Consider the following 23,438-nt stretch of genomic DNA (forward strand, 5'->3'; position numbering starts at 1 on the left):
CAGCGATGCGTTGAGCTAACCGGTACTAATGACCCGTGAGGCTTAACCTTACAACGCCAGAGGCGTTTTGGTCTGAGAGACCGGATTTTCAGCTTGTTTTACGGATTAAAGATTTAGCGGAAGCGAAAGACATTCGTTTTTGCGCAAAGAATTTGCCTGGCGGCTTTAGCGCGGTGGTCCCACCTGACCCCATGCCGAACTCAGAAGTGAAACGCCGTAGCGCCGATGGTAGTGTGGGGCCTCCCCATGCGAGAGTAGGGAACTGCCAGGCATCAATTTAAGACCCGTTACCGGGTCGTGACCTTCCCCGTGACGCGGGAAGGGCGAAACACCTGAAATCAGAACGATTGTCTGATATCAGTACAGAATCGGTGGAGCGGTAGTTCAGTTGGTTAGAATACCTGCCTGTCACGCAGGGGGTCGCGGGTTCGAGCCCCGTCCGTTCCGCCACTTAATTGATAAGCCCTGACTGAAAAGTCAGGGCTTTTTCATGTCTGCAATTTAGTCATTATTGTTGATAAAAAATCAAAATTCTTCTGCTTATAAGCGGATTTTTCAGCAACAATAAACCTGCCAGAATAGTTCCCATCGAAACATAACGCTATACGATGAGGAAATCATGACAATCCCCGCCTTTGGTTTAGGTACTTTCCGTCTACATGACGACGTTGTAATCCATTCAGTTAAAACGGCTTTGGAACTTGGCTATCGCACAATTGATACTGCGCAAATCTATGAAAATGAAGCGGCTGTGGGTCAGGCGATCGTGGAGAGTGGCGTAGCACGTGGCGACTTGTTCGTTACCACTAAAATTTGGATCGAGAATCTTTCGGCTGAGAAGTTGATTCCCAGCTTGAAAGAGAGCCTGACAAAGCTGCGCACCGATTATGTCGATCTCACCTTGATCCACTGGCCTTCTCCGGGATCTGCAGTATCGGTGAAAGAGAGCATGTTGGCATTGATGACAGCCAAAGAAGCAGGCCTGACGCGTCAAATTGGTATCTCAAACTTTCCAATTGCCTTGATGCAAGAGGCGATTGACGCAGTTGGCGTGGAAAATATTGCGACTAACCAGATTGAGCTGCATCCTTTTCTGCAGAATCGTCAGGTGGTTGATTTCGCAGAGAAGAATGGTCTTCACATCACTTCTTACATGACGTTGGCTTATGGAGAAGCGCTGAAGGATGAGGTAATTAATACCATTGCACAGAAGCACAAAGCTACTCCGGCACAAGTTGTTCTGGCATGGGCGATGAAGTTAGGTTACGCGGTGATCCCGTCATCAACCAAACGTGAAAACCTGGCGAGCAACATGACAGCGGTTGAACTGCAGATAGACGATCAAGATATGGCAAATATTGCCGCGCTGGATCGTCAGCAGCGCTTAGTGAGTCCTGAAGGTCTGGCACCAGACTGGGATTAATCACTGCTTCCCTTTTCAGCCCTGCACTCGCCAGGGCTGATCTTTAACCCGTTCACTTAGAAAATCGATAAACGCCCTGACGCGTTGGCTAACTCCCAAGTCACTGTAATAAACTGCATTAAAAGGCATCTCAACTGGAACGCGCTGTTCAGCAAGCAGTTCAATAAAAGTGCCATCCGCTATCTCTTTATCCACCATAAAATCTGATAAACACGCGATACCTTGATCGCCTAGCACTAGCTGTTTGAGCGTTTCGCCGCTATTAGATGACATACCCGGCGTGATGTCATAAAGATCGCCACCTTCATCTGCAACAGGCCAGCGATTTAAGCGTGGCGTTTCAACGAAGCCAAGGCATTGATGCTGCGCTAAATCAGCTGCCGCTACTGGTACGCCATATTTCGCCAAATAAGCCGGTGTGGCGACTAATTTGCGATAGCTAATAAAGAGCAGACGAGCGCGCAACGTGGAATCCGTCAAATTGCCGGCGCGAATCGCCACATCGACTTTGCGTTCGATGAGGTTAATAAAGCTCTCCGACGAGATGAGCGATAGCGTGACATCTGGATAGCGCTCACGAAACGGTTTAATCATCGGCAGCAATAGATGCAGAATCACGGGTGTAGCAGCATCAATACGCAGTACGCCTTGAGGCGCCAGCTGACGCTCAATCAACTCGCTCTCGGCGGTTGACATCTCCTGCATCAACTTTTGCACGCGACGAAAGTAATGCTCGCCTTCATGAGTGAGCGCTAGCTGACGCGTAGTACGCGTTAAGAGCGCGACACCCAGCTTATTTTCCAGCTTTTTAACCGTGCGACTCACCGCTGAATTAGCCATCTGCAACTGTTCTGCAGCGCGACTAAAGCTGCCGCTCTCCACTACAGCGATAAACACCTTAAGTTCATCTGACGACGCCTTCATTATCCCTCCAAAAGCAAAAGTCTATTCTCACTTTACATCTTTTTGTCATTAAAGCATGCGGCAATACTAACGCCCATCAAAACCTTAATGGGAGTTAATCATGCCACTTGCACTTTGGGCGCTGACTATCAGCGCCTATGCCATCGGAACGACAGAATTTGTTATTGTCGGTCTGATCCCCACCATCGCTGAACAACTCAGTATTACGCTGCCTTCCGCTGGAATGCTGGTTTCTATTTATGCTCTGGGTGTTGCCGTTGGCGCACCGGTGTTAACTGCCTTGACCGGTAAGTTAGCGCGCAAGCAATTATTAATGGGATTGATGGTGCTCTTCACCGTTGGCAACCTGGTTGCCTGGCTGGCACCAAACTATGAAACGCTGGTCATTGCCCGGCTGCTTACCGGCCTGGCTCACGGTGTGTTCTTCTCTGTCGGCTCGACGATTGCGACCAGCCTGGTGAGTAAAGAGAAGGCGGCGAGTGCCATTGCCATTATGTTTGGTGGTTTAACCGTAGCATTGGTGACTGGCGTGCCGCTGGGCACGCTCATCGGGCAACACTTTGGCTGGCGTGAAAGTTTCCTGGCTGTGTCGTTGCTGGGTGTGATCGCTCTGGTAGCAAGCCAACTGCTTATTCCGCGTAACATTGCTCAACCACCGGCAACAACGCTGGCCCAGCAGGCACGGGTGATGATCAATCCACGTCTGCTGCTGATCTATGCGATTACTGCGCTGGGTTATGGAGGCGTATTTACTGCCTTCACCTTCCTTGCGCCAATGATGCAGTCGCTGGCTGGCTTTTCACCTACCGCAGTCAGCATGATTCTGCTGGGTTATGGTGCGTCGGTCGCCATCGGTAATATCTGGGGCGGCAAGCTGGCCGATCGCCGTGGCGCGGTCCCTGCTTTAACACTGATCTTTGTGGCGCTGGCCATTCTACTAATGGTGTTCCAGTTCACCGCCAGCATGCACTTTATGTCAGTGGCGACAGTATTAGTTATGGGCATCTTCGCCTTTGCCAACGTGCCGGGTTTGCAGGTTTACGTGGTGCAGAAAGCTGAACACTATGCGCCAGACGCAGTAGATGTTGCATCAGGCCTTAATATTGCGGCCTTCAATATCGGTATCGCACTGGGTTCAACGATAGGTGGTTATATTGTCGAGAATTATGGACTGGCGCAAACGCCGTGGGTCGGTGCGGTGATTGTGCTTGGCGCGCTGCTGCTGGTGCGATTGAGTGGTCAACTCGATAAACCTCAAACGGCGATAGCGATGGAATAACACGCCGAAAAGCCTGCCAACTGGCAGGCTTTTGCATTGGTATGCTGTGAGGCGAATTCCGACAATCAACAACACCAATTGAAACCCCGCGCTAAAATCCCTATAACAGTCAGGTGAAGTACGCGTCGTAAACCAGTCAGGCGGGAAAGTGCGGAAAAAAACTTATTCAATGCGTTATGTAGCAGGTCAGCCAGCAGAGCGGATATTTCCGCCGGGGGCAATGCTGCATCTTGGGCAGGCATTACCGCCTGGCGCACCTTTGCCAGCTGATCCCACACTGCGAGTTTTAGTTTGGAATATCTTCAAGCAACAGCGTGCAGACTGGATGTCGGTGCTCCAGGGTTTTGGCAAAGATGCCCACCTTGTTCTGCTGCAGGAGGCGCAGGCCACGCCTGAACTGGTCAAATTCGCCACCAGTAACTATCTCGCGGCCGATCAGGTGCCGGCCTTTGTCTTACCGCAACATCCTTCCGGCGTCATGACGTTGGCTTCTGCGCACCCTGTGTACTGTTGCCCACTACGGGAACGTGAGCCGCTGCTGCGTTTGGCCAAATCTGCGCTGGTCACGGCGTATCCATTACCCACGGGCGAAATGCTGATGGTGGTGAATATCCACGCGGTCAATTTCAGTCTCGGTGTCGATGTCTACAGCAAACAGTTGGGGCCGATTGGCGAACAGATTCAACATCATCGTGGGCCGGTGATCATGGCGGGGGATTTTAACGCCTGGAGCCGCCAGCGCATGAATGCGCTGTATCGCTTTGCGCGGGAGATGTCTTTGCGTGAGGTGAACTTCACCGATGACCATCGCCGAAAAGCCTTTGGGCGCCCTCTGGATTTCGTCTTCTACCGCGATATGAAGGTCAGTGAAGCTTCTGTGCTGGTGACGCGCGCATCAGACCACAATCCGCTGCTGGTTGAGTTCAACTCTCTTTACGGTATCGAGCGTTAAGCTAATACGCTCTAGCTCCCGCCTCGCAACCGTCACAACGTTCAGCTGAAAATAATAGTGCGAAGGGCAAGTCAGTGTCTGAACAGGCGATAGGCAGAATTTAATGCAAGCAGAAATGAAAAAGGCTGACAAAAGTCAGCCTTTTCGGGGCATTAGGTATCAGGTGTTGCGCTATTATTCACAAACAGCGTGAGCTTGTCGCCCGGCTGAATGTCTTTAGCGTCACTGTTCCAGCGCATAACGTCTTTGGTGTTCACACCGTGACGTTTAGCAATACTGGCAAAAGAATCACCCTTACGTACACGGTAGGTGATGCTGTTGCCGTTATCAGCCAATTGCGTGCTCGCTTTGCCGCTAACGGTCAGAGTCTGACCGGTACGAACTGAAGCGCTGCGCAGATTATTCTGCTGTTTCAGTGCACTGACACTTACGCCAAGCTTGCTGGCAATACCAGACAAGGTGTCGCCTTTGCGTACCGTGTAGCTGTTTCCTGCCGCACTGACTTTCGCCATCTCGGTAGGCTGCACGGAAGCGATATCACCGGAAGCCAGTGAATCGCGCAACTTAGCAACGTTGGACTTAGGCACCATAATGTAGTGCGGTCCATTTGGCGCAGTGGCGCCATTTTTATAACCGGCATTAAATGTCTTCAGCTTGCTGAGAGACATACCGGCCATATCGGCGGCCTGCGTCAGTTCAATCTGCTGTCCCACCTCTACGCGAGCTAAAGCACGGCTCTCGTTCGGGGTCGGCAGTTTGATACCGTAACGCTTGTTGTTCTTGAGAATCTCACTCAAGGCCAACATTTTAGGTACGTAAACCGTGGTCTCGCGGGGCAGCGATAAACTCCAGAAGTCAGTCGGCTTACCGCGTGCCTTATTCTGTTTCATCGCCTTCAGCACACGTCCTTCACCGCTATTATAGGCGGCGATTGTCAGTAACCAGTCACCGTCAAACATACCGTTCAGACGCTGCATCATGTCCAGCGCTACCTTGGTCGAGGCCACCACATCGCGGCGTCCGTCGTACCATTGGTTCTGTTTCAAACCATAGTTTTTGCCCGTTTGTGCAACAATCTGCCAGATGCCGGCGGCATTCGCAGAAGATGTTGCGTGTGGGTCAAAAGCGCTCTCCACTATGGGTAGCAGTACCAGTTCCATCGGCATTTTACGTTTCTGTATCTGCTCGACTATCCAGTACATGTACGGCTCTGCCCGTAATGTTACATCGTGGAGATAGCTCTTATTTTTTAAAAATTTTGTTTTTTGTTCGCGGATCCGGCTGTTTTCCGGAATCCCCATCTTCAACTCGTCACTAATGTGATTCCAGAGATCAGTATCTTCTGCGAGGCTTGTTCCATCATCCTGCCATCGCGGCGACAACAATCGATCTCCGTACTTTCCATTTTCACCTTGACCAGCTGAAGACAGACTCTGGGCATGCTGTACGGGGATATTGGCGTCATTCCTTGATGCCTGACATCCTACCAGCAAGACCGAGGCGAGTAAGATCGCTTTAGCCTTCATGTGTGTGTCAATAGTTCGCTTAAAAGACGAGCAACTATACGTGACGGTCCACCACAACACAACCTCAAAAATCAAAAGCGGTCTTTCTTCTCGCGTAGATCGGCGAAAGTTTGCCATAACGCTGACGATGACACATTAGTGCCTAAAGCCCGTTGTAAATCAGCATCTTGTGTGCGTAAAAATAAATTTATTTCACGCTCTAAGGCCAGTTTTGTAGGTAAAGTAATGCGGTTTTCTGCGCGTAAGTCCTTAATTTGCTGATACCTTGCCAAAATTTTAGGGTCATGGGGCAGAATAGCCGCAGCAAACTTCATATTGGATAAAGTGTACTCATGCGCGCAGCAAACGAGAGTCTCTTCAGGTAGCTGGTTAAGTTTTTGAAATGACTCGAACATTTGCTCTGCAGTGCCTTCAAATAAACGCCCGCAGCCGCCAGAAAACATCGTGTCACCACAGAAAAGATAAGGGGAGCTGAAATATGAGATATGTCCTAAAGTGTGACCGGGTGTTGCGATGACACGGAAATTTAGCCCAAGCAGAGTAAATTCATCACCTTCGGCCACAATACGCCTCGCCCCTTTATCTGCAGTTTCCTGTGGACCGAAAACCGCCAAATCGGGATAGTGCTGCAACAGTTCATCCACGCCGCCAACGTGGTCGTGATGATGATGCGTCAGCAAAATTGCCACGGGTTGCCAATGATTGGCCCTGATTTTATCCAGCACCGGCTGTGCTTCGCCGGGATCGACAATCAAACACCTATTGTCATCGTCCGTCAGTGTCCAGATGTAGTTATCCTGCAATGCGGGAATGCTGGTAAGATTCATAAACACCTCTCAGGTCGTAGAAAAAGGAAAATGGTAGAGCATGAAGCCGGCTAAAACACGCCAAATCCTGACTGCACCGCGCTCCTGGCGCGATATGCCAATGGGAGACTATTTTCGCGACGCACTCACTCAGCAACTGCAGCCTTATCTCGGCAAGCTGTATGGCTTTCATATGCTTAAAATTGGCAGCCTCAGCGCAGAAATCAGCACCAGCCAGTGTGCCATATCGCATCAGGTGAATGTGGGCATTGAGGGCGATGAGTTGCAGGTTATCGCCAATAACACACAATTACCCTTTGAATCTAAATCAGTTGATGCCTGTTTAATGGCGCACACGCTGGCGTGGAGTCAGGATCCGCACCGCGTGCTGCGCGAAGTGGATCGGGTATTGATCGATGATGGCTGGATGATCATCAGCGGCTTTAATCCTTTCAGTCTATTAGGGATTAGCAAAGGCATTCCGGGTTTGCACTCGCGCGCGCCGTGGAGTGGACGGATGTTCAGCCAGGTGCGGCTGCTCGACTGGCTGGGCCTGCTGAATTATGAAGTGGTTTACCGCACCCGTTTTCAGGTGGTGCCGTGGCATCGGCAGGGCGGCAGAGTGATCAGCGCGCATTTGCCGGCACTCGGTTGTTTGAACATTGTGGTGGCACGCAAACGTACGTTCCCGTTAACGCCCACCAAAATGAAGAAGAATCTGAGTCAAAGCCAGCTACGGCAAACGGTTAACGTTACGCGCCAGTTTCGTGAAGTGAAGGATCAGGATTCAACCTGATAACCGATATCATCCTGGGTAGGATTTCCCGCCGCGCTGCGCGCCAGTTCGTCGCAGCGTTCGTTCTCCGGATGCCCCGCGTGGCCTTTTACCCATTCCCACTTAATTTCATGGTTGCTGAGCGCCAGATCGAGGCGTTTCCACAGATCGACATTTTTCACCGGTTTTTTATCGGCGGTTTTCCAGCCGCGCTTCTTCCAGTTGTGGATCCAACTGGTGATGCCCTGACGCACATATTGGCTATCAGTACTGATCACCACGTCACACGGCTGTTTTAACGCTTCGAGCGCCACAATAGCCGCCATCATTTCCATGCGATTGTTGGTGGTAAGGCGATAACCTGTACTGAACTCTTTTTCATGCGCACCATAACGTAAAATGGCGCCATAACCGCCGGGACCGGGATTGCCCAGGCAAGATCCATCGGTGAATATTTCTACCTGTTTGCGCATCTCTGGTAGACTTCCTTCTGACAAAACGCCAAGTCTGACATAAAACGAGTCCTATGAGCACTGCAAATAACCGCCAGATCGTCCTCGATACTGAAACCACCGGCATGAACATGATCGGTGTGCATTATGAAGGACATCGCATCATTGAAATTGGTGCGGTTGAGGTGATCAACCGTCGCCTGACCGGCAACAACTTCCATATGTATCTTAAGCCCGATCGGCTGGTGGATCCGGAAGCGTTCGGCGTTCACGGTATCGCCGATGAATTCCTCGCCGATAAGCCGATGTTTGCGGATATCGCCGACGAATTCCTTGATTACATCCGAGGCGCAGAGCTGGTGATCCATAACGCATCGTTCGATATCGGCTTTATGGATTACGAGTTCGGCATGCTGAAGCGGGATATCGGCAAAACCGAAACCTTCTGCCAGATCACCGATAGCCTGGCGATGGCGCGTAAGATGTATCCCGGCAAGCGCAATAGCCTCGATGCGTTGTGCAACCGTTATGAAATAGACAACAGCAAGCGTACGCTGCACGGCGCACTGCTCGATGCCGAGATTCTGGCCGAAGTATTCCTGATGATGACCGGCGGTCAAACCTCGCTGGCATTTTCTCTGGACGGTGAGCAGAACAATCAGGGCGGCGGTGAGCATATTCAGCGCATTGTGCGTCCGAGTTCAGGCCTGCGCGTGGTCAGCGCCAGCGATGAAGAGATTGCTGCGCACGAAGGTCGTCTGGATTTGGTGCAGAAGAAGGGCGGCAGCTGCCTGTGGCGCGTGTAAAACGGCTGATTTCGCGTGCAAAATCGACGTTAAGCTGAAAAAAACGCCAAACGAAACATTTCCACAGAAAAAGCGTTGACGGGTGTGAAAGCTGCTATTAATATGCGCCTCGTTCTCGACGGGGAACAAAGCGCGGAGCGGTAGTTCAGTTGGTTAGAATACCTGCCTGTCACGCAGGGGGTCGCGGGTTCGAGCCCCGTCCGTTCCGCCAATCTATTTAAAGAAGCCGATGCAGAAATGCATCGGCTTTTTGCTTTTTCCAAATCCTACACATTTGCCGTAGGGTCGCCATTCATGGCGACCATTACCAGCTTAATCCTTCTGCACCGCCACCGTCGCGCGATACGCCGCCACCGACTCTTCGCGGTCAGCGCGCGCCAGCCAGCGATAGCAGCCCGCACCCAACGCCACGCCGATAAACCAGCTAAAGTTCGCCACCGCATGCAGTGAAGGAATAAAGCTGATCACCAGACAAATGCCCACCGACGGCAGCAGCGCGGCAATCGCTTTCGGGTTGAAGCCGCCGCGATACCAGTAACGCCCTTTCGGCGTGTCATCAAACAGGTCATCCACGTAGACTTTGCTGCGTTTGATCAGATAGAAATCGGCCACCAGGATGCCAAACAGCGGCCCAATAAACGAGCCCAGCACATCCAGCGTGTAGTGAATCAGTTCTGGCGACTGGAACAGGTTCCACGGCGTCAGTAACACTGAACCGACCGCAGCAATCATGCCACCGGTGCGGAAGCTGATTTTTTGCGGTGAGCAGTTAGAGAAGTCGAATGCCGGCGAGACAAAGTTCGCCACGATATTAATGCCGATGGTAGCGATAATCATGGTCAGCAGGCCAATCGCCACCGCCACGTCGTTACCCACCATGCTGACAGTTTCAATCGGATCGGTGATCATTCTGCCGAACAGCGATTGCGTACCGGAGACAATCACCACGGTGACAATCGAGAACAGCAGGAAGTTGAACGGTAAGCCCCAGCGGTTGCCGCGACGAATTTCGCCCATGCTTTTGCCGTAACGCGAGAAGTCACCAAAATTCAGCAGCGGACCGGAGAAGTAGGATACCACCAGCGCGGTGGCGGTAATCATCTGCCAGGTTTGCTCGCCGGTGCTCAACTGCTTGCTGGCCAGCGTGAAGGAGATGCCGTCGAAACCGGTTTTGTATACAATCCAGCCCGCCAGCGCCACCATCACCACGTACACCGCCGGACCGGCGACATCAATAAAGCGTTTAATCGCGCTCATCCCGTGCCAGAACACCATCGCCTGCAGTAACCACATCACACCGAAACAGCACCAGCCCAACTGAGATAAGCCGAGCCAGCTGCTTTGCGTCATGCTGCTCAGGGTTGGGAAGAACTTCAGCAGCACCAGCATTAGCGCGTTAGCCGCCAGATAAGTCTGGATGCCGTACCACGCAAAAGCGATCAGCCCGCGAATAATCGCCGGGATGTTAGCGCCGAACACGCCAAACGCCTGACGCGAAATCACCGCGTACGGTACGCCTGCCATCTGGCTCGGTTTGGCCACCAGATTGGCGCACAGCTGCACAATGCAGATGCCCACCAGCAAACACAGCAACACCTGCCAGCTCGCCAGCCCGAGGGTAAAGAAGCTGGCGGCCACCACGTAGCCGCCCATGCTGTGCACGTCCGACATCCAGAACGAAAAGATGTTGTACCACGACCAGTTCTGGTCGCGCGTCGGCGCCAGATCGTCATTACACAGACGTGGACTGTATTGTGCGTTGGCTTCAGAGGCCACCCGCGAGGTCACTTCAGAATGATTTGGCATGAAACCTGCTCCTCTCAACATCATGGAAAAATAATCACAGCGTGAAACGGTATTGCAGGATCCAGGCCAGAAATGATTTCTTGTATACAAAAAAATAATTTCACGTATACGATGTGCAGCACACAGTCACTTACCGGAGCAGGTAATGAAGAGTGAAACAGGCCAGAAAACGGCTGCCGATCTGAACGATCGCGATGAACCTATCTATCAGGCGCTGCTTACCGCCATCGTTGAGCATCAACTGCCGCCGGGCAGTAAATTGCCGGAAGAAGCCTTATCGGATGTCTTCGGCGTGAGCCGCACCGGCATTCGTAAGGTGCTGCAACGCCTCGCCGCGGTGCAAATGATCACTTTGTCGCCCAGGCGTGGTGCACAGGTGGCGACGCCGGGCGTGGATGAAGCCCGCGACATCTTTGCCACTCGCAGTTTATTAGAGTGCGCCAATCTACCGGCGGTGCTGAGCCACGTGCAGGCACCGCACTTAGTGGCACTCGGCGTGCTGATTGAAGAAGAGCAGCTGGCACATGACCAGCATGATGGTGCCGCCGCGATTCGTCTCTCCGCCGCCTTTCATATTCAGCTGCAGGCGATCTCCGGTAACGCAGTGCTCACCGATATGGTGACGCGCCTGACGCAGCGTTCGTCGCTGGTGATTGCCGCTTACGGTGCACCGTGGCAGCGCGGCTGCCGATGCGATCATCACGATCGGCTGGTGGAGCTGCTGCGGCAAAAAGATCTGCCGGGGTTAACGGCGGCGCTGCAGCATCACTTCGAACATATTGTTGCCAGCCTGCACTTTGAGCGCAGCGGCGAAACCTTGCCTGATTTCACCCGGTTATTTGCCGGTAACAAAGGAGCGGCATCATGAGCCTGATTCAGGTCATCAATCCCAACACCAGCTTAGCGATGACGGAAACCATGGGTACTGCCGCGCGAGCCGTCGCCGCGCCGGGCACCGAGATTCTGGCGGTGTGCCCGACTCACGGCGTCGAGTCGATTGAAGGTCATTTTGATGAAGCCATCGCGGCGATTGGCGTGCTGGAGCAGGTGAAACGCGGCAAAGCGCAAGGCGTGAGTGGCCATATCATTGCCTGCTTCGGCGATCCGGGCTTGCTGGCGGCGCGTGAACTGGCGAGCGGCCCGGTAATTGGCATTGCGGAAGCGGCCATGCACACCGCCACGCTGGTGGCGACGCGCTTTTCGATTGTCACTACCTTGCCGCGCACGCTGGTGATTGCGCGCCATCTGCTGCAGCAATATGGCTTCACACACCATTGTGCCGCGCTGCACGCCATCGATCTGCCGGTGCTGGCACTGGAAGACGGCAGCGGCGTGGCGCAGGAGAAAGTGCGTCAGCGCTGCATGCAGGCCAAACGCGAAGATGGCAGCGGCGCGATTGTGCTGGGCTGTGGCGGTATGGCTACGCTGGCGCAGGATCTCACCAAAGAACTGGGCATGCCGGTAATTGACGGGGTCAGCGCTGCGGTAAAAATGGTGGAGTCGCTGGTGGCGCTAGGCTTTGGTACCAGCAAGCACGGCGATCTCGATTATCCACTCGAAAAACCGCTCAGCGGAGCCTTTCAGCACCTAAACTAACCACTGGTTGAGCGACAGGAACTTACAGAATGAATGATGTATCTGGAAAGAAAGAGTACAGCTTCAACAAAAACTATCCCCGCGATCTAATCGGCTACGCTGGCAACCCGCCGCATGCGCAGTGGCCGGGCAAAGCGCGCGTCGCGGTGCAGTTTGTCCTTAATTACGAAGAGGGCGCCGAGAACAACGTGTTGCATGGCGACGCCGGTTCCGAGCAGTTTCTTTCCGATATCATCGGTGCGGCCAGCTACGCCGATCGCCATATGTCGATGGATTCGCTGTATGAATACGGATCGCGCGCCGGTTTCTGGCGCATCCACAATGAGTTTCAAAAGCGCGGTTTGCCGCTGACGGTGTTTGGCGTGGCGATGGCGCTGGCGCGTCATCCGGACATCGTTGAGGCGATCAAAGCGGCGGATTACGACGTGGTGAGCCACGGCTGGCGCTGGATTCACTACCAGGCGATGGATGCCAAGACCGAGCGCCAGCATATGCAGCAGGCGGTGGACGTGTTAACCGACCTGTTCGGCAAAGCGCCAACCGGCTGGTACACCGGCCGCGACAGCCCAAACACCCGACGCCTGGTGGTCGAGCAGGGCGGCTTTAGCTATGACAGCGACTATTACGGCGACGATTTACCGTTCTGGACGCAGGTCACCTGTCAGGACGGCACGGTTAAACCGCATCTGGTCATCCCTTACACGCTGGAGTGCAACGATATGCGCTTCGCCTCGCCGCAGGGCTTCAACACGGCGGAGCAGTTCTTTACCTATTTGCGCGACACCTTTGATGTGCTATACGAAGAGGGCGAAACGGCACCGAAGATGATGTCGATTGGCATGCACTGTCGTTTACTGGGACGTCCGGGGAAATTCCGTGGTTTGCAGCGCTTCCTTGATCACATTCAGCAGCATGAGGATGTGTGGGTGTGTACGCGGCAGCAAATCGCCGATCACTGGATCGCGACGCATCCGGCACCAACATCCTGAATTTGTAGGGTCGCCATTTATGGCGACCGATTTATCCCGGTAGCACCTTAACTCATCAAACTCACCTGCGCCGCGACAATCCGCCAGCCGCACGGCAATCGCACCCACGTCTGCTGCTGGCGTCCAGTCTTCTCCACGCCTTCACGCGTAAACTCCGTACTGCACACCGCATAGTCATCGCCAAAGGTGGTAATCACCGTATTACGTAACTCGCGGTCCAATCCTTTCGACGGCCGTGCAGCGCGAAAAGCGCGGATCTCATCAATGCCATACAAATTCTCACCCGCGCCCAAACGCACGGTGCGTATGTCGTGCCAGAACAGCTCATCCAGCACCTCCACATCATTGCTGATCAGCGCTTGCTCGTAGCGGTAAAAGGCGGCAGTGACTTCGGCGAGAATGGCCGGACGATCAATATGTTCAGGTGTCATCTTCAGGCATCCATTAAGGTAGTTTGTGGCAGCGTCAGCCCTTGCTGTTGCAGCGCCCAGGCGGCGCGCAGTGCCAGATGTTCTTTAAACGGTGCGGCGATCAGCTGCAAGCCTATCGGCAAGCCGCTGGCGGTTTGCAGCGGCACGGTGCAGACCGGCAAGCCGAGGAACGAAATCGGCTGGGTTAGCATGCCCATGCTGGCGCGCGTCGGCAAATCCTGGCCGTTGATGTGAATGGTTTCCTGGCCGATGGTGGTGGCGGTGCAGGGCGTGGCGGGCGCAATCAGCACGTCGAACTGCTCAAACAGCGGCAGCACCTGCTGCTGGAAGTGACGGCGGAAACGCTGGGCCTGCACGTACCACGCCGAGGGCAGCATCGCACCGGCCAGCAGGCGCTCACGCGAGTTGGGCTCAAACTGCTCCGGCTGCGTGCGCAGCACCGGCAAATAGTGATTGCCGCCTTCTGCGGCGGTCATGATAAAGGCCGCCGAGCGTGCGATCTCCGCATTCGGCAAAGTCACTTCGTCTAGCGCCTGCAGCGCTTTAGCTACCACCGCCACGGCGGCGCGCGCTTCATCGCTGCACCAGGTTGAGAAGAACCCGCCGAGTACCGCGCTGCGCACGCCTTCTGCGCCCTTGCTGAGCCCTGCGCTAGCTGGCGAGGCGGGCTGCGCGGCCTGGAAGGCATCGCTGGCATCGGCACCTTGCAAGGTGTCGTACACCAGGCTCAAATCTTCAACCGAACGGGCAAACGGGCCGATGTGATCGAGGCTGGCGACAAACGGATGGCTGCCGCTGCGCGACAGACGGCCAAAGGTCGGTTTCAGGCCAAAGATGCCGCACAGTGAAGCGGGCACGCGGATCGAGCCGTTAGTGTCGGTACCGAGCGAGAAGTGCACCAAACCCGCCGCCACCGCCGCCGCTGAACCGCCGGACGATCCGCCCGCCACGCGGGTTAAATCGCGCGGGTTGCGCGTTGCACCGTAATGGGTGTTTTCCGTGGTAAAACCATAAGCATAGGCATCCATATTCAGCATGCCGGAGAGCAGCGCGCCAGACTGGCGCAGTTTGCTCACCGCCCACGCATCCTCGCGTGCCGCCGCGCGTTCGCTGAACAGGCTGGCACCGGCTAAGGTGCTGTGTCCGGCGACATCAAACAGGTTTTTCACCGCGTAAGGAATGCCGGCTAACGGCGGCAAAGCTTCACCGCGCTGGCGCTGCAGATCGATCTGATCGGCTTCGCGCAGCATGCGCTGGCTGGTGACTTCGGTCCAGGCGTTGATCGCCTTATGCTGTTCAATCGCCGCCAGCGTGTTTTGCGCGATATCACGGGCGCTGATCTCGCCCTGACTCAGCGCCTGCTGCAGGGCATTAATCGATAATGACGACAGTTTCATGGATGAAACACTCCCGCCACTTCCAGACGATCGTCGAGCGGCAGCGCCATCAGCGGCTCGGCCATGACGGCGATGCGGTTGAACTGCGTCAGCAGCTCGGCGCGGCGCGCATCATCCAGCTCCAGCGCCAGAATCTGCTCCATTTGGGCGATATAGGTGGCCCAGTCCGGTTGTGAACTCATCAATAATCTCCGTTAGAAACCGGCGGCGCTGCCGTTGCTGCGCGGATCGAACGCGCCTTCCAGCATGCCGTTGTTGTGTCTGACGATCGCGCCTGCATGGCCGACCACTTCACTGAAATCGGGTAGCAGTTCAACCTCATGGCCGAGCGCACGCAGCTGCTGCACCGTTTCCGGCGCGATGCGCGCTTCGAGCTTGAGCGAATCCGATGATTGTCCCCACGTACGACCCAGCAGCCAGCGCGGCGCGCTCACCGCCTGTTGCAGCGGATGCCCCTGAATCACGTGACGGGTGAAAATCGCCGCCTGGGTTTGTGGTTGACCGTCGCCGCCCATCGAACCGTACACCATGGTGCGACCATCTTTGAGGCGCGCGGCGGCGGGATTAAGCGTGTGGAACGGCTGTTTGCCCGGCTGCAGCGTCAGCAAATGATCGGGTTGCAGGCTGAAGGCGGCACCTCGGTTTTGCCAGGTGATGCCGGTGCCAGGCAGTACCACACCGCTGCCGAATTCGTGATAGACGCTCTGGATAAATGAAACGGCCAGCCCGCTGCTGTCCATTACGCCCATCCACACGGTATCGCCCGGCCCGCGCCCGGAGCCCCACGCAGCGGCTTGTTGATCGTCCACCTGCGCTGCCAGCGTGCTGAGATGTTCATCATCCAGCAGACTCTGCACATTGATGTCGATGTGGCGCGGATCGGTGATGTGCTTGTCGCGCAGCGCAAAGGCTTTTTTAGTGGCTTCAACGATGCGGTGCACGGTTTGCGCTTCATTGGCGTCAGCCATATTCAGCCGATCGGTAATGCCGAGGATCGCCAGCGACACCAAACCCTGCGTCGGCGGCGTCATGTTCCAGATATCGCCTTCACTGTGCGCCAGATGCAGCGGCGTGCAGCGGCGGGCTTGGTGTGTCTGCAAATCCTCCAGCGTGATCGGCATCCCCAGCGCGGTCATTTCGCGCGCCAGATGGTGCGCCAGTTCACCGCGATAAAAACTATCGAGTCCGTGATCGCACAGCATGCTCAGCGTATTCGCCAGCGCCGGTTGGGTGAAGCGACTGCCGGCAACCGGCACGCTGCCGTCCGGTAAAAAGGTGGCGGCAAAACCGGGTTGATGCTGCAGCTCGTGCTGTTTGGCGGCGGTGGCGGCGGCTTGCGAGGCGGTGACCGGAATGCCGTCGGCGGCATAGCGAATCGCATCGCGCAGCAGGCGGGTTAACGGCAGCGGCGTCGCGCCAAGTTCCTGCGCCAGCGTTAACGCTTCCTGCCAGCCGCTGACGGTACCCGCCACGGTTAAGGCGGCTTTGGGGCCGCGATGCGGAATATGTGTTTCGCCGTGATAGAAATCGAGATGCGCCAGTGAACCGGCCGCGCCGCTGGCGTCAATGGCGATGGGATCGCCGTTTGGCGGTACCACCAGCCAGAAGCCGTCGCCGCCCAAACCGTTCATGTGCGGGTAAACCACGGCGATGGTAGCAGCGGCGGCCACCATCGCTTCCAGCGCATTGCCGCCTTCGCGCAGCACGGCTAAGGCGCTTTCGCTGGCGAGATGATGTGGCGTAACGGCCATGCCTAACGGCGCCATGTTGCTCTGTATCATAAGGAACTCTTTTTCTGGGTACGTGGTTAACAGGAAGCAAGAGCTGTTCCAGTTTTGAACGGACATCAATCTGGATCGATTTATGCTAGCTTGTGATGAAACGAAAGTTACAGGACCGATGATGAAACAACTTGATGAACGCCTCCGTAGTCACTATCCGCAACTGTCGCCGCAGGAGCAGCGTATTGCCGACTTCGTGTTTGACCATTTTGATGACCTGATCAGCTACAACAGCGCCGAGCTGGCGCGGCTGAGCGGTGTGTCGAAGGCCACGGTTAGCCGTTTGTTCAAGCGTCTCGGTTACGAGAAATACAAGGATATGCGCGATGAGCTGCGCATCCTGCGCCAGAGCGGTATGCCGCTCACCGACAACCGCGATGCGGTGCAGGGCAACACCTTGCTGTCGCGCCACTATAAGCAGGAGATGGCCAACCTGACGCAGTGGGTCAACAGCATCGATCCGCAGCAGTTTGGCGAGGTGATTAGCGCGCTGGGCGCGGCGAAACGGGTGTTTATCATCGGCATGCGTAACGCCTATCCGGTGGCGCTGCACCTGCGTCAGCAGCTGATGCAGGCGCGTCCGCAGGTGCATGTGCTGCCGCAGCCGGGTCAGACGCTGGGCGAAGAGCTGGTGGATATAACGCCTGACGATATCGTGGTGGTGATGGCGTTTCGCCGCCGTCCACGCATCATTCGTCCGCTGATGCAGCAGCTGCAGCAGAGCAACATTCCCGTGCTGGCGCTGTGTGAGCCGCAGGCGCAGGGCATTATCACACTGGCGCGCTGGCAGCTTTGTGCGCCGCTCGACAGCGTTTCCGCTTTTGATAGCTACGCCTCCGCCATGAGCCTGATTAACCTGCTGGCGAATGCGTTGCTGCATGAAATGTTGTCGCAGGGCCGTCAGCGCATCCATCAAATTGCCGATCTTTATCAGCATCTCGACGAGCTGGAACACCGTTAACGGGCGCCATTGTGGTGCATTGCACTGTTTTTGATCGTTAATTCCAACGGGCGCGATGCCCGTTTTTGCTGCCTTCAACGCGGTAAATCCCCGTTTTTTCCCCTTTCTTCTCCCAGCACTGCGGTTGGCACATTAGTTGCAGAATGATTCATCAAGAATCTTTTGTTTCACGTAAACTCACCGGGGTGCATAATGAAAAAAGTATTATTAGCGGTAGCGGGCGCGGCATTGCTGATGGCGCAGGTCGGGAGTGCGATGGCCGATCAGCTGCAGGATATCCAGAAGCGCGGCGTGATCCGCGTAGCGGTTCCGCAGGACTTCCCGCCGTTCGGTTCCGTGGGTACTGACCTGCAGCCGCAGGGCTACGATATCGACATGGCGAAGTATCTCGCTAAACAGATGAAACTGAAGTTGCAGCTGGTGCCCGTTTCCAGTGCCAACCGCGTGCCGTATCTGCAGACCGATAAAGTCGATCTGGTGATCTCCAGTATGGGTAAAAACGCCGAGCGTGAAAAAGTGATCGATTTCACCCGCGCTTACGCGCCGTTCTTCCTCGGCGTATTTGGTCCGAAAGGCGAAACGCTGAAAGATGCGGCAGCGCTGAGCGGCAAATCGATCGGCGTCACGCGCGGTGCAGTGGAAGATATGGTGTTAAGCGATATCGCCCCGAAAGAGGCGCAGGTGAAGCGTTATGAAGATAACAACACCACGCTGTCGGCCTACCTTTCCGGACAAGTGCAGTACGTGGCGACGGGCAACCTGGTAGTGGCGGCGATTGCGCGCCAGAACGCCGAAAAAGCGCCGGTTGCCCAGTTTATGCTGAAAGATTCACCGTGCTACATCGGCCTGAAAAAAGATGAGCCAGCGCTGAAAGAGAAAGTGAATGCGCTGATTGAGCAGGGAATCAAAGACGGCACGCTGAACAAGCTGTCGGAAGAGTGGCTGAAAGCGCCGCTGCCAGCGAACCTCGGCGCATAAAGTATGGCGCAACTTAACTTCGCCGATCTCTGGCCGCACTGGCCAGAGTTGCTGGCCGGACTGTGGGTCACGATTCAGATCACCGTGCTCGCCACCGTGGGCGGTGTCAGCCTCGGTATTCTCGGCGCGGCGCTGCGCAGCGGCAAACCGAGCTGGGCGAGCCGCATCTGGGGCCTGTACGTCGAGCTGATTCGTAATACGCCGTTTGTGGTCCAGCTGTTTTTCATCGTCTTTGGGTTGCCCAATCTGGGTCTGAAACTGACGGCGGGTGAAGCCGCACTGCTGGCGATGTTGATTAACCTTGGCGCGTACAGCACCGAAATTATTCGCGCCGGCATTCAGGTGACGCCGCGCGGCCAGTGGGAAGCGGGGCGCGTGCTGGGATTGACCCGCACGCAAACCTTTATTCGCGTGGTGTTGCCGCCGTCGCTGCAGCGTATTTATCCGGCGCTGGTCAGCCAATGCATCATCGTGATGCTCGGCTCGTCGGTGGTGTCGCAGGTGTCGTACGAAGAGTTGACCTTCGCCGCCAACCTGATTCAGTCGCGCACCTTTTTGAGTTTTGAAGTTTATTTCGTGACCACGCTGATCTATCTGGCGTTGTCGATTGCCATGCGCCAACTGCTGCTGGCGCTGGGACGTAAATGGTTGGGAGCGCAGCCGGCATGATGACGCAATTTACCGACTGGGACATCCTGCGCAACCTGCTGCTGGCAGCGCGCTGGACAATTTTACTTTCGCTGGTGGCGTTTTTTGGCGGCACGCTGGTGACCTTGCCGCTGCTGTTTATGCGCCTGCTGAAACGTAAATGGCCGATGCGCCTGGTGCGCGCTTACACCGAGCTGTTTCAGGGCACGCCGCTGCTGATGCAGCTGTTCCTCGCCTTCTTCGGCGTCGGCTTGTTCGGCATCGATGTCGCGCCCTGGACCGCCGCCTCGCTGGCTTTAACGCTCTACACCAGCGCGTTTCTGGTGGATATCTGGTACGGCAGTATTCGCGCCCTGCCAAAAGGGCAGTGGGAAGCGTCGCGCTGTCTCGGCCTGACCTTTGGTCAAACGCTGTTTCGCGTGGTCGCGCCGCAGGCGATTCGTATCGCCATCGCGCCTACGGTTGGGTTTGCCGTGCAGGTGATTAAAGGCACCGCGCTGGCCTCGATTATCGGTTTCGTCGAGCTGACCAAAGCCGGCACCATTTTGAATAACGTGACGTATGAGCCGTTCAAGGTGTTTGGCCTGGTGGCGCTCGGTTACTTCCTGATGTGTTATCCGCTGTCGCGTTACAGCCAGTACCTGGAGAAAAAATTCAATGCCGCTCATCACCATTAATCAGGTACAGAAGTACTACGGCGACAACCACGTCTTGAAAGGTGTCGATCTCGATGTCGATCACGGCGAAGTGATCTCGATTATCGGCCGCAGCGGATCGGGTAAAAGTACCCTGCTGCGCTGCATGAACGGGCTGGAAGGTTATCAGGAAGGCAGCATCAAACTCGGCGGTATGACAATTACCGACCGCGAATCGCAGGCGCGTGAAATCAGCCGTTCGGTCGGCATGGTGTTCCAGAACTTCAACCTTTTCCCGCACATGACGGCGCTGGAAAACGTGATGCTGGCGCCGCGCCGTGTGCTGAAGAAAAGTGAAGCCGAATGCCGTGCGCTGGCAACGCAGATGCTGGAGAAAGTCGGCCTCGGTGAGCGCATCAATTACTATCCGGCCAATTTGTCGGGCGGTCAGCAGCAGCGCGTGGCGATTGCCCGTGCGCTGGCGATGCAGCCCAAAGTTTTACTCTGTGATGAGATCACCTCCGCGCTCGATCCCGAGCTGGTGGGCGAAGTGCTGAAAGTGCTGGAGCAGCTGGCCGCCGAAGGCATGACGTTGATTCTCGTCACCCATGAAATGAACTTCGCCCGCGACGTGGGCGATCGCGTGGTCTTTATGCATCAGGGGCGCGTCTGGGAGCAGGGCGACAGCAAAACGCTGTTCGCCAATCCGCAAACCGCGGAGCTGAAGCAGTTTATCTCTACCGTGCGCCTCTAAGCTTTCTTTAAGGAATACAACATGGATATCAGCCAATTTTCGCAAATCAATCCGCCACAGCGTCTGTTGATGGGACCGGGCCCGATCAATGCCGATCCGCGCGTGCTGCGCGCCATGTCGAGCCAGCTGATCGGCCAGTACGATCCGGCGATGACGCACTACATGAACGAAGTGATGGCGCTGTACCGTGGCGTATTCCGCACTGAAAACCGCTGGACGATGCTGATCGACGGTACTTCACGCGCCGGTATCGAAGCGATCCTGCTGTCGGCGATCCGTCCGGGCGACAAAGTGCTGGTGCCGGTGTTTGGCCGTTTCGGTCATCTGCTGTGTGAAATTGCCCGCCGTTGCCGCGCGGAAGTGCACACCATTGAAGTGCCGTGGGGCGAAGTGTTCACGCCGGATCAGATCGAAGACGCGATCAAAAAAGTGCAGCCGCGCCTGCTGCTGACGGTGCAGGGCGATACGTCCACCACCATGCTGCAGCCGCTGGAAGCGTTGGGCGCGATTTGCCAGAAATATGGCGTGCTGTTCTACACCGATGCCACCGCGTCGCTCGGCGGTAACGCGCTGGAAACCGATGCGTGGGGGCTGGATGCAGTATCGGCTGGCATGCAGAAGTGCCTTGGAGGACCGTCCGGTACGTCGCCAATCACGCTGAGCTCGCAGATGGAAGCGGTGATCCGCAAGCGCAAATGCGTGGAAGAGGGCATCCGCACCGCCGATCATCAGGATGGCGACGACGAGATGATTTACTCCAACTATTTCGATCTCGGCATGATCATGGATTACTGGGGCCCGGAACGTCTCAATCACCATACCGAAGCCACCACCGCGCTGTTTGGCGCGCGTGAATGTGCGCGTCTGATAATGGAAGAGGGATTAGATAACGGCATCGCGCGCCACAAGCTACACGGCGATGCGCTGCTGAAAGGCATTCAGGGCATGGGCCTCGAAACCTTTGGCGATTTAAAAAACAAAATGAATAACGTGCTCGGCGTGGTGATCCCGCAGGGCGTGAATGGCGATCAGGTACGCAAGCTGGTGCTGGAAGATTTCGGTATCGAAATCGGCACTTCGTTTGGTCCACTGCATGGCAAAGTGTGGCGCATCGGCACCATGGGCTACAACGCGCGTAAAGATTGCGTGATGCAAACCCTGAGCGCGCTGGAAGCGGTGCTGAATCATGTTGGCTTCCGCACCACGCAAGGCGCGGGGATGCAGGCGGCGTGGGATCTTTACGGGAGCCGCGCATGAATAAAAGCCTGATGACCGCCAGCGAGGCGCAGATCGCCGCCGCTCGCGTCATGGCGCGCTGTGATGCGCTGGCTGAGATCAGCGAAAGCGAAGGTGGCCTGACGCGTGTTTATCTGTCGCCGGAACAGCTGCGTGCCAACGCGCGCGTCGGCGAATGGATGCAGGCCGCGGGCATGACGACGTGGCAGGACGCGGTGGGCAACATTTGCGGTCGCTACGAAGCGGCGCAGGCGGGCGCGCGGGCGCTGCTGCTCGGTTCGCACCTGGATACGGTGCGCAATGCCGGTCGCTACGACGGCATGCTCGGCGTGTTAAGCGCCATTGAAACCGTGCAGTGGCTGCACGATCGGCAGCAGCGTTTGCCGCTGGCGATTGAGATTGTCGGCTTCGGCGACGAAGAGGGCACGCGCTTCGGCATTACGCTGCTCGGCAGCCGTGGCATAACCGGCAGCTGGCCGGAAAGCTGGGTGACGCACCCGGATGGCAACGGCATCACCGTGGCGGAAGCGATGCAGGATGTCGGTTTCGATGCGGCGAAGATTCACGACGCGGCGCGTCAGGTCAATGAGATCGCCGCCTATCTGGAACTGCATATCGAGCAAGGTCCGTGTCTTGAGCAGGAAGATTTGGCGCTTGGCGTGGTCACGGCGATCAACGGCGCGCGTCGTCTAAACTGCAGTTTTATCGGTGAAGCGGGTCACGCGGGCACCGTGCCGATGACGCATCGCAAAGATGCGCTGGCCGCTGCAGCCGAATGGATGGTGTTTATTGAGCACACCACGCAAGAGCACGATCCGCAGCTGGTGGCGACTGTCGGCACGCTGAGCTGCTTGCCGGGCGCGGTCAACGTGATCCCCGGTGAAGTGCAGCTGTCGCTCGATGTGCGCGGTCCGCAGGATGAGCCGCTGGAGCGTTTACTCTCCACGCTGCTGACGCAGGCGCAGGCGATTGCGCTGCGTCGCGGCTTAACCTTCAGCGCCAACGAGTATTACCACATTGCCGCCACCGCTTGTGATGCGCGGTTGCAGCAGGCGCTGAGCCACGCGGTAGAAACCGTGCAAGGGCGCAGCCTGTCGCTGCCGAGCGGCGCGGGACATGATGCAATTGCTATCGCCGAGCGCTGGCCGGTGGGCATGCTGTTTGTGCGCAACCATCGCGGCATCAGCCATCATCCGGCGGAATCGGTACAAACCGCTGATGTGGCGCTGGGCGTGCAGGCTTATCTGCAAGCGGTTTGCGATATTGCGCGCGCTAAGGAATAA

23 protein-coding genes, 2 tRNA genes, 1 rRNA gene and 1 pseudogene are annotated in these 23,438 nt (G+C 56.1%); 18 read left to right on the forward strand and 9 right to left on the reverse strand.

Features of this window, described 5'->3' with window-relative positions:
• Nucleotides 1–155: 155 nt before the first annotated feature.
• The 3 genes from rrf (at nucleotide 156) to dkgB (ending at nucleotide 1,423) form a co-directional block, all read left to right on the forward strand.
• Nucleotides 156–271: ribosomal RNA gene (rrf, locus tag K5Y32_RS00005) — 5S ribosomal RNA — on the forward strand.
• A 102-nt stretch (nucleotides 272–373) separates the two neighbouring features.
• Nucleotides 374–450, forward strand: a tRNA-Asp gene (locus K5Y32_RS00010).
• Nucleotides 451–619: 169 nt separating this feature from the next.
• On the forward strand, nucleotides 620–1,423 hold the full coding sequence (dkgB, locus tag K5Y32_RS00015; protein ID WP_222181468.1) for a 2,5-didehydrogluconate reductase DkgB: 804 nt from the start codon (nucleotides 620–622) through the stop codon (nucleotides 1,421–1,423).
• A 15-nt stretch (nucleotides 1,424–1,438) separates the two neighbouring features.
• On the opposite strand, the gene yafC is transcribed toward dkgB, so the two are convergent.
• On the reverse strand, nucleotides 1,439–2,347 hold the full coding sequence (yafC, locus tag K5Y32_RS00020; RefSeq protein ID WP_222181469.1) for a DNA-binding transcriptional regulator YafC: 909 nt from the start codon (nucleotides 2,345–2,347) through the stop codon (nucleotides 1,439–1,441).
• A 100-nt stretch (nucleotides 2,348–2,447) separates the two neighbouring features.
• Here yafC and K5Y32_RS00025 point away from each other — a divergent pair, with 100 nt between their 5' ends.
• Together K5Y32_RS00025 and K5Y32_RS00030 are read left to right on the forward strand one after the other, a co-directional pair.
• On the forward strand, nucleotides 2,448–3,626 hold the full coding sequence (locus K5Y32_RS00025) for an MFS transporter (RefSeq protein ID WP_222181470.1): 1,179 nt from the start codon (nucleotides 2,448–2,450) through the stop codon (nucleotides 3,624–3,626).
• A gap of 148 nt (nucleotides 3,627–3,774) precedes the next feature.
• The gene (locus K5Y32_RS00030) at nucleotides 3,775–4,578 is read left to right on the forward strand and encodes an endonuclease/exonuclease/phosphatase family protein (protein ID WP_008105211.1); all 804 of its coding nucleotides are present in this window, start codon (nucleotides 3,775–3,777) and stop codon (nucleotides 4,576–4,578) included.
• Between the two features lie 152 nt (nucleotides 4,579–4,730).
• On the opposite strand, the gene mltD is transcribed toward K5Y32_RS00030, so the two are convergent.
• Both mltD and gloB read right to left on the reverse strand, forming a co-directional pair.
• A complete protein-coding gene (mltD, locus tag K5Y32_RS00035; protein WP_036620368.1) occupies nucleotides 4,731–6,104 on the reverse strand; it encodes a murein transglycosylase D in 1,374 nt (457 codons plus the stop codon).
• Nucleotides 6,105–6,175: 71 nt separating this feature from the next.
• The gene (gene gloB, locus K5Y32_RS00040) at nucleotides 6,176–6,931 is read right to left on the reverse strand and encodes a hydroxyacylglutathione hydrolase (RefSeq protein WP_222181471.1); all 756 of its coding nucleotides are present in this window, start codon (nucleotides 6,929–6,931) and stop codon (nucleotides 6,176–6,178) included.
• Nucleotides 6,932–6,971: 40 nt separating this feature from the next.
• Here gloB and K5Y32_RS00045 point away from each other — a divergent pair, with 40 nt between their 5' ends.
• Nucleotides 6,972–7,706 (forward strand): class I SAM-dependent methyltransferase, encoded by a 735-nt coding sequence (locus K5Y32_RS00045; RefSeq protein WP_222181472.1) that lies wholly within the window; start codon nucleotides 6,972–6,974, stop codon nucleotides 7,704–7,706.
• On the opposite strand, the pseudogene rnhA reads toward K5Y32_RS00045, so the two are convergent.
• Nucleotides 7,691–8,258 (reverse strand): annotated as a pseudogene (gene rnhA / locus K5Y32_RS00050) (ribonuclease HI). The gene K5Y32_RS00045 and the pseudogene rnhA overlap by 16 nt on opposite strands.
• Here rnhA and dnaQ point away from each other — a divergent pair.
• Together dnaQ and K5Y32_RS00060 are read left to right on the forward strand one after the other, a co-directional pair.
• Nucleotides 8,212–8,943 carry a DNA polymerase III subunit epsilon gene (gene dnaQ / locus K5Y32_RS00055; protein ID WP_222181473.1) on the forward strand — a complete coding sequence of 244 codons (732 nt, stop codon included), beginning with the start codon at nucleotides 8,212–8,214 and terminating at the stop codon, nucleotides 8,941–8,943. The pseudogene rnhA and the gene dnaQ overlap by 47 nt on opposite strands.
• A 134-nt stretch (nucleotides 8,944–9,077) precedes the next feature.
• Nucleotides 9,078–9,154 (forward strand) — tRNA-Asp (locus tag K5Y32_RS00060).
• 101 nt (nucleotides 9,155–9,255) lie between these two features.
• Here K5Y32_RS00060 and K5Y32_RS00065 read toward each other — a convergent pair.
• A complete protein-coding gene (locus tag K5Y32_RS00065) occupies nucleotides 9,256–10,749 on the reverse strand; it encodes an NCS1 family nucleobase:cation symporter-1 (protein WP_110867825.1) in 1,494 nt (497 codons plus the stop codon).
• Nucleotides 10,750–10,894: 145 nt separating this feature from the next.
• Here K5Y32_RS00065 and K5Y32_RS00070 point away from each other — a divergent pair, with 145 nt between their 5' ends.
• Genes K5Y32_RS00070 through puuE form a run of 3 tightly spaced genes read left to right on the forward strand, consistent with a single transcriptional unit; the run spans nucleotide 10,895 to nucleotide 13,334 of the window.
• A complete protein-coding gene (locus K5Y32_RS00070; RefSeq protein ID WP_222181474.1) occupies nucleotides 10,895–11,617 on the forward strand; it encodes a GntR family transcriptional regulator in 723 nt (240 codons plus the stop codon).
• Entirely contained in the window at nucleotides 11,614–12,345 is a 732-nt protein-coding gene (gene hpxA / locus K5Y32_RS00075; protein WP_222181475.1) for an allantoin racemase, read from the forward strand. Before K5Y32_RS00070 ends, hpxA begins: the two co-directional genes overlap by 4 nt.
• 29 nt (nucleotides 12,346–12,374) lie before the next feature.
• Complete coding sequence (gene puuE, locus K5Y32_RS00080; protein WP_222181476.1) at nucleotides 12,375–13,334, forward strand: allantoinase PuuE; 960 nt, start codon at nucleotides 12,375–12,377, stop codon at nucleotides 13,332–13,334.
• 47 nt (nucleotides 13,335–13,381) lie between these two features.
• Here puuE and hpxZ read toward each other — a convergent pair whose 3' ends face one another.
• From hpxZ to K5Y32_RS00100, 4 genes are read right to left on the reverse strand one after another with little or no spacing between them, the layout of a single operon-like run.
• A complete protein-coding gene (gene hpxZ / locus K5Y32_RS00085; protein WP_222181477.1) occupies nucleotides 13,382–13,765 on the reverse strand; it encodes an oxalurate catabolism protein HpxZ in 384 nt (127 codons plus the stop codon).
• A gap of 2 nt (nucleotides 13,766–13,767) precedes the next feature.
• Nucleotides 13,768–15,162, reverse strand: a complete 1,395-nt coding sequence (locus K5Y32_RS00090) for an AtzE family amidohydrolase (RefSeq protein ID WP_222181478.1) — start codon at nucleotides 15,160–15,162, stop codon at nucleotides 13,768–13,770.
• The gene (gene hpxX, locus K5Y32_RS00095) at nucleotides 15,159–15,344 is read right to left on the reverse strand and encodes an oxalurate catabolism protein HpxX (RefSeq protein ID WP_222181479.1); all 186 of its coding nucleotides are present in this window, start codon (nucleotides 15,342–15,344) and stop codon (nucleotides 15,159–15,161) included. The genes K5Y32_RS00090 and hpxX overlap by 4 nt, the downstream gene beginning before the upstream one ends.
• 12 nt (nucleotides 15,345–15,356) lie before the next feature.
• A complete protein-coding gene (locus K5Y32_RS00100; protein ID WP_222181480.1) occupies nucleotides 15,357–16,943 on the reverse strand; it encodes a gamma-glutamyltransferase family protein in 1,587 nt (528 codons plus the stop codon).
• 121 nt (nucleotides 16,944–17,064) lie between these two features.
• Here K5Y32_RS00100 and hpxU point away from each other — a divergent pair, with 121 nt between their 5' ends.
• The 7 genes from hpxU (at nucleotide 17,065) to hpxK (ending at nucleotide 23,438) form a co-directional block, all read left to right on the forward strand.
• On the forward strand, nucleotides 17,065–17,904 hold the full coding sequence (gene hpxU, locus K5Y32_RS00105; protein WP_101762543.1) for a MurR/RpiR family transcriptional regulator HpxU: 840 nt from the start codon (nucleotides 17,065–17,067) through the stop codon (nucleotides 17,902–17,904).
• Nucleotides 17,905–18,096: 192 nt separating this feature from the next.
• Nucleotides 18,097–18,882: a transporter substrate-binding domain-containing protein gene (locus tag K5Y32_RS00110; protein WP_097094836.1), complete on the forward strand. Its 786-nt coding sequence runs from the start codon at nucleotides 18,097–18,099 to the stop codon at nucleotides 18,880–18,882.
• A 3-nt stretch (nucleotides 18,883–18,885) separates the two neighbouring features.
• Nucleotides 18,886–19,551, forward strand: a complete 666-nt coding sequence (locus K5Y32_RS00115) for an amino acid ABC transporter permease (protein WP_061717544.1) — start codon at nucleotides 18,886–18,888, stop codon at nucleotides 19,549–19,551.
• Nucleotides 19,551–20,207 carry an amino acid ABC transporter permease gene (locus tag K5Y32_RS00120; protein ID WP_097097590.1) on the forward strand — a complete coding sequence of 219 codons (657 nt, stop codon included), beginning with the start codon at nucleotides 19,551–19,553 and terminating at the stop codon, nucleotides 20,205–20,207. The genes K5Y32_RS00115 and K5Y32_RS00120 overlap by 1 nt, the downstream gene beginning before the upstream one ends.
• Nucleotides 20,188–20,919 (forward strand): amino acid ABC transporter ATP-binding protein, encoded by a 732-nt coding sequence (locus K5Y32_RS00125; RefSeq protein ID WP_101762541.1) that lies wholly within the window; start codon nucleotides 20,188–20,190, stop codon nucleotides 20,917–20,919. Before K5Y32_RS00120 ends, K5Y32_RS00125 begins: the two co-directional genes overlap by 20 nt.
• 21 nt (nucleotides 20,920–20,940) lie before the next feature.
• A complete protein-coding gene (locus K5Y32_RS00130; RefSeq protein ID WP_222181481.1) occupies nucleotides 20,941–22,176 on the forward strand; it encodes an alanine--glyoxylate aminotransferase family protein in 1,236 nt (411 codons plus the stop codon).
• On the forward strand, nucleotides 22,173–23,438 hold the full coding sequence (gene hpxK / locus K5Y32_RS00135; RefSeq protein WP_222181482.1) for an allantoate amidohydrolase: 1,266 nt from the start codon (nucleotides 22,173–22,175) through the stop codon (nucleotides 23,436–23,438). Before K5Y32_RS00130 ends, hpxK begins: the two co-directional genes overlap by 4 nt.

It is taken from the genome of Pantoea sp. DY-15 (assembly GCF_019795935.1).
GTDB lineage: Bacteria > Pseudomonadota > Gammaproteobacteria > Enterobacterales > Enterobacteriaceae > Pantoea > Pantoea leporis.